General features: G+C 61.5%; 8 protein-coding genes and 1 pseudogene. 7 read left to right on the forward strand and 2 right to left on the reverse strand.

The features are described 5' to 3' along the window. From AC1D1X_RS08325 to AC1D1X_RS08335, 3 genes are all read left to right on the forward strand, one after another. Positions 1–516: porin (locus tag AC1D1X_RS08325; RefSeq protein WP_477698124.1), on the forward strand; the 516-nt coding region annotated here is incomplete at its 5' end. Positions 517–741: 225 nt separating this feature from the next. Further along, a complete protein-coding gene (locus tag AC1D1X_RS08330) occupies positions 742–1,602 on the forward strand; it encodes a DUF3047 domain-containing protein (RefSeq protein WP_477669918.1) in 861 nt (286 codons plus the stop codon). Positions 1,603–1,635: 33 nt separating this feature from the next. Next, complete coding sequence (locus AC1D1X_RS08335) at positions 1,636–2,973, forward strand: M20 aminoacylase family protein (protein ID WP_477698125.1); 1,338 nt, start codon at positions 1,636–1,638, stop codon at positions 2,971–2,973. A 135-nt stretch (positions 2,974–3,108) separates the two neighbouring features. Here AC1D1X_RS08335 and AC1D1X_RS08340 read toward each other — a convergent pair whose 3' ends face one another. Both AC1D1X_RS08340 and zwf read right to left on the reverse strand, forming a co-directional pair. Beyond that, a complete protein-coding gene (locus tag AC1D1X_RS08340) occupies positions 3,109–3,954 on the reverse strand; it encodes a MurR/RpiR family transcriptional regulator (RefSeq protein ID WP_457282600.1) in 846 nt (281 codons plus the stop codon). A gap of 138 nt (positions 3,955–4,092) precedes the next feature. After that, complete coding sequence (gene zwf, locus AC1D1X_RS08345; RefSeq protein WP_477669916.1) at positions 4,093–5,565, reverse strand: glucose-6-phosphate dehydrogenase; 1,473 nt, start codon at positions 5,563–5,565, stop codon at positions 4,093–4,095. Positions 5,566–5,706: 141 nt separating this feature from the next. Here zwf and tal point away from each other — a divergent pair, with 141 nt between their 5' ends. The 4 genes and pseudogenes from tal to AC1D1X_RS08365 all read left to right on the forward strand — a co-directional run. Then, the gene (gene tal, locus AC1D1X_RS08350; protein ID WP_477669915.1) at positions 5,707–6,654 is read left to right on the forward strand and encodes a transaldolase; all 948 of its coding nucleotides are present in this window, start codon (positions 5,707–5,709) and stop codon (positions 6,652–6,654) included. A 20-nt stretch (positions 6,655–6,674) separates the two neighbouring features. Then, positions 6,675–8,252 (forward strand): glucose-6-phosphate isomerase, encoded by a 1,578-nt coding sequence (gene pgi, locus AC1D1X_RS08355; protein ID WP_477669914.1) that lies wholly within the window; start codon positions 6,675–6,677, stop codon positions 8,250–8,252. 90 nt (positions 8,253–8,342) lie between these two features. After that, positions 8,343–9,203 (forward strand): DUF3047 domain-containing protein, encoded by an 861-nt coding sequence (locus AC1D1X_RS08360; RefSeq protein WP_477669913.1) that lies wholly within the window; start codon positions 8,343–8,345, stop codon positions 9,201–9,203. Between the two features lie 276 nt (positions 9,204–9,479). Beyond that, positions 9,480–9,712, forward strand: a pseudogene (locus AC1D1X_RS08365) (sugar ABC transporter substrate-binding protein); the annotation flags it as partial.

Here is a 9,712-nt window from a genome sequence, read left to right on the forward strand (position 1 = left end):
AAGTACGCCAATGGCCCTCTGCTGGTCGGTTACGGCTACCAGGCTGAAAAGTCCAACGGTGTCAGCACGATGTTCTCCGGCGCGAACGGCCTTGGCGCCAACAGCATCGCTTCCGCCGCCAGCAATGCAGGTACCCCATCTCCGCTCGTGACTACCCGCAAGTACAACTTGCTGGGCGCTACGTATGACTTCGGCGTTGCCAAGCTCGTCGGTAGCTATAACACCGCCAAGGGCCTGATCGCCGCTGGTGTGGATGCCAAGGACAAGGAATACCAAGTGGGCGTGAGCGTTCCGTTTGGCGCCGCTTCCATTGCTGCTGGTTATACCCGTACCAAGAGCGAGTTCTCTGGCGTGAGCCGCAAAGGCACCGGCTACAGCCTGCTGGGTACCTATGATCTGTCCAAGCGCACCACGCTGTACACCGGTTACACCAATGTCAAGGGCGAGTCCGCAACGGACCTGACCCGTACCGACAAGGCAACCGTGTTTGCTGCTGGTGTTCGCCACACGTTCTAATCTGAAGCTGGCTTAAGCCAGTTTTTGATGAGAATCTGAAAGCCGTCTCGGGGTAACCCGGGGCGGCTTTTTTCGTGAAGAAAGACACATGTACACGTTTGATGCCGTGAGTCGTTGAAATTGGTGAAACTTTTCCGCATCTGCCGCGTTAAATGCGCAGGTTCTGCTATTTGAGTCAACTCGCAATAGATACTACGGTTCATCGTCGTCAGCCCCAATCTCTCAATGCCATTGCTACATCGCCACTTTTTCCTGTGCACGTTGCGTTTGCTTGCTGCCGGTTGCGTGCTCCTTATCGCGGGTTGTGCGGGATTCGCACCTTCCGCACCTGCAGCAGGCACGAACGTCGACTGGACTTCGGCGTCGTCCACAAGCACTACCGCAGATGCCATCAAGTGGCAGCACTGCACATTTCCGGGTAAGAAGTCGACCCGCTACCGTGCTGTGCGCATGGACGGGCGCAATGCCATCCTCGGTGAATCCGACAGCGCCGCCAGCATGCTGCGGCAAAACCTGCGTATAGAGCCCGCAGAACTTGGAACCCTGGGCTTTTCCTGGAAGGTGCCGAAGATGATTACGGGTGCGGACATGACGCAACGCGACAGCGATGATTCACCCGTGCGTGTGGTCCTGGCCTTTGAAGGTGACAGGTCGAAGTTTTCCGCCAAGAACGCCATGCTTTCAGAGCTTGCATTGGCACTGACAGGCGAGCCGCTGCCTTATGCGACTCTCATGTATGTCTGGGGCTCTCACAGCGCGCCAGAAAGCGTGATCATCAATACACGGACCGACCGGATCCGCAAAGTGGTGATCGAATCCGGTCCCGGCCGCCTTGATCGCTGGCTCGATTACCAGCGTGACATTCGTGCCGACTACCAAAAGGCCTTCGGCGAGCCGCCCGGCGCTTTGGTCGGTGTCGCCATCATGACTGACAGCGACAACACGCGCCAAATCACCAAGGCATGGTACGGCCCCGTCAGCTTCAAAAGCAAAACTGCAAGCATGGTGGCCAGGCCCGCAATGGCGCCGGAATTGCTGCAGGTTTCACAAACCCCTGGATTTGCACCGCTATCCCTTCGGGACTAGTATTTAACCTGCTGAACTCGGGACTCCACTGACATGCGCGCTCCGGCCAATCTTCCAAGTGCTTCATCCATTCAGCCTGCCGCAGCGGGAGATATTGCAAACCCCGATCGCCCCTCTCCACTGCGTGCCTCTGGGCGGGCCTTTGCGCAAATAGCGCAATACCACCCCGAACTGACCGCCTTCCGGCGCGACCTGCATGCCCACCCGGAACTCGGGTTTGAAGAGGTTTACACCTCCAGCCGGGTAGTGCATGCGCTCAAGTTATGCGGTGTTGACGAGGTGCACACCGGTGTTGGGAAAACAGGTGTTGTGGCTGTCATCAAGGGTCAGCAGTCAGCCAAGGCTTCCGGTCAACCCGGCTTTAAGCCCATGATCGGGTTGCGTGCTGACATGGACGCGCTTCCCATGACAGAACACAACGAGTTTGGCTGGAAGTCCGCCAAGGCCGGGTTGATGCACGGTTGCGGGCATGACGGGCACACCACCATGCTGGTAGGCGCCGCCCGTTACCTCGCAGAGACCCGCAATTTTGCCGGCGATGCGGTGCTGGTTTTCCAGCCCGCGGAGGAGGGGCGTGGAGGGGCCGATGCGATGATCAAGGACGGCTTGTTCGAGCGTTTTCCCGTGCAAGCCATTTACGCCATGCACAACTGGCCCGCGATGCAGCCTGGCACCATCGGGATCAATCCCGGCCCCATGATGGCCGCGGCCGACCGCATCACCATCGAGATTACCGGCAAGGGCGGCCACGGGGCACACGCCTACCTCACGGTCGATCCGGTGCTGGTGGCCGCTCACATCATCACCGCGGTGCAAGGCATCGTCTCGCGCAACGTCAAGGCCATGGACAACGCCGTGATCAGCATTTGTGCCATCCAGGCAGGCGACCTGGGCGCGATGAGTGTGGTGCCTGGCAATGCCACACTGGTCGGCACGGTACGTACCTTCAAACCGGAAGTGCAGGACCTGGTCGAGCGGCGCCTCAWGGAGTTGTGCGCCGCAGTGGCGCAGGGCTTTGGCGCCACGGCCACCGTCAAGTACGAGCGGATCTACCCGGCCACCATCAACTCACCGGTCGAATACGAGCTGGCCACCAGCGTCGCCGAACAACTCGTGGGTGCAGAGAACGTTGTGCGCAACCTTGAGCCCAGCATGGGCTCGGAAGACTTTTCCTTCATGCTCAGGGTCAAGCCGGGTGCCTACTTGCGCCTGGGCCAGGGCGAACAGTTGCCCGATGGCAAAGGTGGAACCATGGGCGGCGTGGGCAGCCGCTTTTTGCATAACAGCTGCTATGACTTCAATGACAGCGTGCTGCCGCTGGGCTCGGCGCTGTTTGCAGGAATTGTCGAACGCTCGCTGCCGACGCGCTGATTTGCTATTAATTTAATAGCTGCTTGCGCATGCCCCTTATGGGCTGCGGGCGAATTCTTCTTGAAATTCCAAGGGGCCGCTATCACAGGCGGGGCGACGCAGGCCGCGTCTGCGCCTCACCTGTCTGCGCCCGTCTCAGGCATAACGCTTGTTACGCAGGTTGTTTTTCATTTCCTTGAGCAACGGTTGCAGCTTGCTGCCGATGCGCAGTGCCACACAGGTTGCCAGGATGTCGATGATCATCAGGTGCATCAGGCGCGACACCATGGGGCTGTAGCGGTCGTAGCCCTCGGGGTGGTCGGCTGCCAGGTGGATGTTGCCGGCCGCGGCCAACGGCGAACCGGTGACCGTGATGACGATCGTGGTCGCGCCGTTCTTGCGGGCGATGTCGCAGGCGTCCATCAAATCGCGCGTGCGGCCAGAGTTGGAGATCACCACCACGCAGTCGCCCGGCCCCAGCAGCGAGGCGCTCATCACCTGCATGTGGCCGTCGCTGTAGGCGATGCTGGTGATGCCCAGGCGAAAGAACTTGTGCTGCGCATCCTGCGCCACGATGCCCGAATTGCCCACGCCGAAGAACTCAATCCGCTTGCCGGTGTTGTAAGTGGCCAGCAACGCGTCGGCGGCCCGTTCAACGGCTACGGAACTCGCGTCGTTGCGGTATTTCAAAAACGCCGCTACCGTGTTGTCGATCACCTTGACCATCACGTCGCCGGTCTTGTCGTCCGCGTCCACGCTGCGGTGGATGAAAGGTACGCCCTCACTCACGCTGCCCGCCAGCTTGAGCTTGAAGTCCGACAGCCCGTCATAACCCATGCTGCGGCAAAACCGCACCACAGTCGGCTTGCTCACATGCGAGCGGCTCGCCAGCTCCGTGATCGGCAAATTGGCAAATGCCCGCGGATCGGCCAGCACCAACCGGCCCACGCGTTGCTCCGCTGGCGCCAGTGACGGCAATGAAGCCTTTATTCGATCAAGCACGGGAACTGTCCTCCCTACGCTGCAAGATCTCACAGGTCTGCCAAATACCAGTCCGAGCCGCGGAACCGGCTTTGCCGGGCCGCAGGCGGGGCGCCCCCTCGGGGGGCAGCGAACCACACGCAGTGGGGAGCATGGGGGCTAACATTCTTCGGACCAGCAATAGCCGTCTCTGGCAATCATCGCGCTCGCAGCGCTGGGCCCCCAGGTGCCGGCGGCATAAGGCCGTGGCGCACTCGCCTGGCTGCTCCAGCTGTCCATGATGGGCTCGACCCAGCGCCAGGCTTCTTCCTGCTCGTCGCTGCGCACGAAAAGATTCAAGCGCCCGTCGATCACATCCAGCAGCAGCCGTTCATAAGCGCCCACGCGCTCGGAGCCAAAGCGTTTGTCAAAATCCAGGTCCAGTTGCACCGGCGCCAGCGAAGGCGTGCCGCGGCCTCCCGTGCGCTGGTCGGCACCCTGCGCAAGCAGGTGCAGCTCCAGGCCGTCCTTGGGTTGCAGGTTGATCACCAGCCGGTTGGCCACATTGGAGCCTGCCAGCGCCGACTTGAAAATCGCGTGCGGCGCGGGGCGAAAGTTCACCTCGATGTGCGCATCGCGGCCGGCCAGGCGCTTGCCGGTGCGGATGTAAAACGGTACACCGGCCCAGCGCCAGTTGGCGATCTCGGTGCGCAGGGCCACAAAGGTTTCGGTCCTGCTGTCAGGGGGCACGCCTTTTTCGTCGCGGTAGCCGGGCACGGCTTCGCCGTCGATGTTGCCGGCCGCGTACTGGCCGCGCACCACATGCTGGCTCAGCGTTTCAGGCGTCCAGGCCTTCAGCGATCGCAATACCTTGAGCTTTTCGTCACGGATGGCATCGGCGTGCGAGTTGATGGGTGGTTCCATGCCGATGGCGCACAGCAGCTGCAGCGCATGGTTTTGCACCATGTCGCGCAGCGCGCCGGTGCTGTCGTAAAACGCACCGCGCTTTTCCACGCCCAGGTCTTCGGCGATGGTGATCTGGATGTTGGCAATCGTCTCGCGGCGCCACAGCGGTTCAAAGAGCGAATTGCCAAAGCGCAGCGCAAACAGGTTCTGCACCGACGGCTTGCCCAGGTAGTGGTCGATGCGAAAGATCTGCTGCTCGCTCAAAACACTGCGTACCGTCTTGTTGATGGCGCGGTTGGACGCCAGGTCGTGGCCCAGCGGCTTTTCCAGCACCACGCGCGTCTGCGGGCCATTGAGGCCCGCGGCGGCGATCTGCTCGCAGACCGTGGTGAAGAGGCTGGGCGCGGTGGCCACGTACATCACCACCACGTCGGCGGGCCGCTGCTGCAGTTTCGCAGCCAGCGCGGCATAGTCGGCCGGGTTGGACAGGTCCATGCGCAGGTAGCCCAACATCGCCGCGAAGCGCGAGAACTCCTCTTCGCTCGGCCGCTTGGCCAGCTCGACATTGTCAAACCGGGACTTGATCAGCGCGCGGTACTGGTCGTCCGACAAATCGTCGCGTGCCACGCCCACAATGCGCCCGCCCTCCGGCAACGAGCCGTGGCGGAAGGCCTGGAACAGGGCCGGCATGATCTTGCGCCACACCAGGTCGCCGGTGCCGCCAAACAGGATGAGGTCAAAACTCATGGTAAAAAATTGTCTTGGTAATAAAGTTTCATATTCTATGGGCATAATGGTAACTCGACATCGAACCCGTGAAATGCCTGCATCCAGGCACAGTACGGTGTTTCATCCGGACCACTCCGCGTTTTGACCAGCCACCCAGCCATGACCCAACTTGACGCCCTGAAACAGTTCACCACCGTAGTCGCTGACACCGGTGACTTCAAGCAACTGGGGCAGTTCAAGCCGCAGGACGCCACCACCAATCCTTCCCTCATCCTCAAGGCGGTGCAGAAGGCCGACTACCAGCCCCTGCTGAAAGACACCGTGAGCCGCTTCAAGGGCCGGGCGCTTGACGAAGTCATGGACCGTCTGCTGGTGCGTTTTGGCTGCGAAATCCTTTCCATCATTCCGGGTCGGGTCTCGACGGAGGTTGATGCCCGCCTGAGCTTTGACGCCAACGCCACGTATACACGCGGCGAACGCATCATCGAGCTCTACCAGGCCGAAGGCATTCACATTGACCGCGTGCTGATCAAGGTCGCCGCCACCTGGGAAGGCATACAGGCGGCTGAAAAGCTGGAGCAGCGCGGCATCCACACCAACCTCACGCTGCTGTTTTCGTTCTGCCAGGCCATCGCCTGCGGCCAGGCCAAGGTCCAGCTGATCTCACCTTTTGTGGGCCGTATCTATGACTGGTACAAAAAAACTGCCGGCGCCGCCTGGGACGAAGCCGCCATGTCCGGCGCCAACGATCCCGGCGTGAAGTCGGTGCGCGAGATCTACAACCATTACAAGCACTTCGGCATTGCCACCGAGGTGATGGGCGCGAGCTTTCGCAACGTGGGCCAGATCACTGCACTGGCCGGTTGCGACCTCCTGACCATCAGCCCGGAACTGCTGGCCCAGCTTGCCGCCAGCGATACCGCGCTGCCGCGCGCACTCGATGCCAAAGCCGCAGCGGCGCTGGATTTGCCCCCAGTGAACTTTGACGAAGCCGGATTCCGCTACGCGCTCAACGAAGACGCCATGGCCACCGAGAAGCTGGCCGAAGGCATTCGCGCTTTCGCGGCCGATGCCGTAAAGCTTGAACAGCTGATGCTGGCCGCATAACCTCCCGCACAGGACACGTCATGAACCGACCGCGTTGCGACCAGACTTCCGCATGGCCTGCGCTGCAGGCGCTGTATGCCGCTTCCGGCAAAACTTTCGACCTGAAATCGGCATTTGCTGCCGACCCGGATCGCTTCGCCAGCTTCAGCCAGGACGCTCCCCACGTTTTTGCGGATCTTTCCAAAAACCTGATCGATGCCGCCAGCCAGGCCTTGCTATTTGACCTTGCGCGCGCGTGCGGGCTGGAGCAGCACCGCGACGCGATGTTTGCCGGGGAACTGATCAACGGCACCGAAAAGCGCGCCGTGATGCATTTTTTACTGCGAAATCCGGCCGTAGCCCAATATGAACGTGCGCCAGCAGCTATTAAAAATATAGCAACCGAGTTGGCCCAGGTTCACACCACGCTGGACGCGATGCTGGCGTATGCCGAACAGGTGCGCGCGGATGCCGCCATCACCGACGTTGTCAATATCGGCATAGGCGGCTCCGACCTGGGACCCCAAATGGCGGTGTTGGCGCTCGGCGAATTCGCCGCCACCGGCAAGCGCGTTCACTTTGTCTCCAATGTGGATGGGGACGAGCTGGCTACCGTGCTCAAGGGGCTCAAGCCGCAAAGCACGCTGTTCCTGATCGCGTCCAAAACCTTCACCACCACCGAGACCATGACCAACGCGCATTCGGCCCGGCGCTGGTTTGAGGCGCAAGGCGGACGCGACATCAGCCGGCATTTCGCCGCACTGACGACCAACGTCGCGGCAGCCAACGAATTCGGCATCAGCACCACCTTTGGTTTCTGGGACTGGGTGGGCGGGCGTTATTCGCTGTGGTCGGCCATCGGCTTGCCGGTAGCCATCGCCATTGGCGCAGCCGGCTTTCGCGAGCTGCTGGCCGGCGCGCACGCCATGGATGAGCACTTTCGCACCGCACCCCTGGAGCGCAACCTGCCGGTGCGCCTGGGTCTGCTCGACGTCTGGTACCGCAACTTTCATGGCTTTACCAGCCGCAGCATCGCGCCCTACAGCAGCGCGCTGCGCCGCCTGCCGGCCTACCTGCAGCAGCTGGAGATGGAGAGCAACGGCAAACGCGTGGATGCGGACGGCAAGGCTTTGCCGTTTGAAACGTCCCCGGTGCTGTGGGGCGAACCCGGCACCAACGGCCAGCACGCCTACTTTCAAATGCTGCACCAGGGGACGTCGGTGGTGCCGGTCGAGTTTGTGGCGGTGAAAACAGCCGCGCACGCACCGCACGACCTGCCGGGGCATCACGCCAAATTGTTGGCCAACGTTCTGGCCCAGGCGCAAGCCTTGATGACCGGCAAAGAAGAGGTCGGAGGCCACAGGCATTTTCCCGGCAATCGTCCCAGTACTTTCCTGTTGCTTGAGCGGCTCACCCCAGCCAGCCTGGGCGCGCTGATCGCCCTGCAGGAGCATCGTGTGTTTGTCAGCGGTGCGATCTGGGGCATCAACAGTTTTGACCAGTGGGGCGTCGAGCTCGGGAAGGTGCTGGCCAAAGACATCGAGCCACGCCTGCACAGCGGGGACGTCTTTGGCCTTGATGGCTCGACCGCCGGCCTGCTGCGCAAGATTGCCGGCTGAATACCGCAAAAGTGTGCGTTTTTCCATTGCGGGAGCGCGCGCTTCCGTGGTCAACTTGCCACTTCGCCGATTTTTCGATGGCTTCGCATCATGTCTTTTTCCCTTCCGCTTCGCCGCCTTTTCCCCCGTTTTTCGATGTTCGCTGCAGCGTTTCTCACGCTGGCTCTGGTCTCCGGCTGCGCGACACGCCCGGCGCCCGACGAGGACACCGATGTCGATGAGCCGGTCAGCCGCGGCGGCACGCTGGGGCCGGCGGAGGGGGTGACTGGCACCGCCTGGGCCGAGATGTCGGCGCCGCCCAAGGCCGGTGAGCTCAAGCCAGACGACCTCAGGTGGGAAATCTTCCGCGTGCCGGGCAAGCAGCCGGCCAGCTACAGCTATGTGCGTCATGAGGGCCGCGACGCGGTGCTCGCAAAGGTCGAGGCGTCCGGCAGCATCCTGCGCCATCGCCACCGCATCGAGCCCGACCAGCTTGGGCTCGTGCGCTTTTCCTGGAACGTGCCGTACGCCGGTGCGGGCACCAACCTTGCACTGCCGCAACTCGAGGATGTGCCGGTGCGGGTGGTGCTCGCGTTCGAAGGCGACCGCTCGCGGCTGTCGATGAAAAATTCCCTGCTGTCCGAGTTGAGCCGGCTGCTGACCGGCGAAGAAATGCCGTTCGCGACGCTGGTTTATTCGTGGTCGCGCGTCAACCGGCCAGGCGAAGTCGTCGTCAACGACCGCACCGACCGTATCCGCAAGATCATTGTCGACTCGGGCGACCACGGCTACAACGAATGGCGCAGCTACGAGCGTGATATCCGCGCCGACTACCGCAAGGCCTTTGGCGAAGATCCGGGCGCTTTGCTGAGCTTCGCCGTCTTCACCGAGGGCGAAAAAAACGAGGGCCAGCTGCAGGCCTTCTACGGGCCACTCAAGCTGGTGCCGGCTTCGGCTGTCGCGCGCAAATAGCGCCGCGACCGGTCGGCGTGCCTACGCCGACAGATTTCATTTTTCTGCCTCTTGAGCAAGCAACGCCGGCTAGCGGCCTGTATTGGCAGAGCGCGTCACGTTGGCCTTGACAATTTGTTGCATCTAATAATGCGGAGTTTAGGGAAATTACCACTCCTTCAATGCAACAAAGTATTGAAGTTCTCTGATCTGGTATCAAACCCGCAAGGACCTTTCTTCAAAATGCAGTGAACGGCAAAGCGGCCGTTTTGACTGACATAACGAAGGAGACACCTTATGAAGCGTTTTATCCAGGCAGGCCTGGTGCTTGCACTCTCGGGCGCCGGCATGGCCCATGCTGTGACCGAACTGGTGGTGGCGACGGTGAATAACGGCCACATGATCGAAATGCAGAAGCTCACGCCGGTTTTCGAGAAGGCCCATCCCGACATCAAGCTCAAGTGGGTCACGCTCGAAGAAGGTACGTTGCGTCAGCGCGTCACCACCGCCATCGCCACCAAGGGCGGGCA

The sequence above is a fragment of the Polaromonas sp. P1_G4 genome, from assembly GCF_056405475.1.

Coding starts and splice junctions, on each gene's coding strand:
- AC1D1X_RS08330 (WP_477669918.1), top strand. CDS start 742: ATGCCATTGCTACATCGCCACTTTTTCCTGTGCACGTTGCGTTTGCTT.
- zwf (WP_477669916.1), bottom strand. CDS start 5,565: ATGAGTTTTGACCTCATCCTGTTTGGCGGCACCGGCGACCTGGTGTGG.
- tal (WP_477669915.1), top strand. CDS start 5,707: ATGACCCAACTTGACGCCCTGAAACAGTTCACCACCGTAGTCGCTGAC.
- pgi (WP_477669914.1), top strand. CDS start 6,675: ATGAACCGACCGCGTTGCGACCAGACTTCCGCATGGCCTGCGCTGCAG.
- AC1D1X_RS08360 (WP_477669913.1), top strand. CDS start 8,343: ATGTCTTTTTCCCTTCCGCTTCGCCGCCTTTTCCCCCGTTTTTCGATG.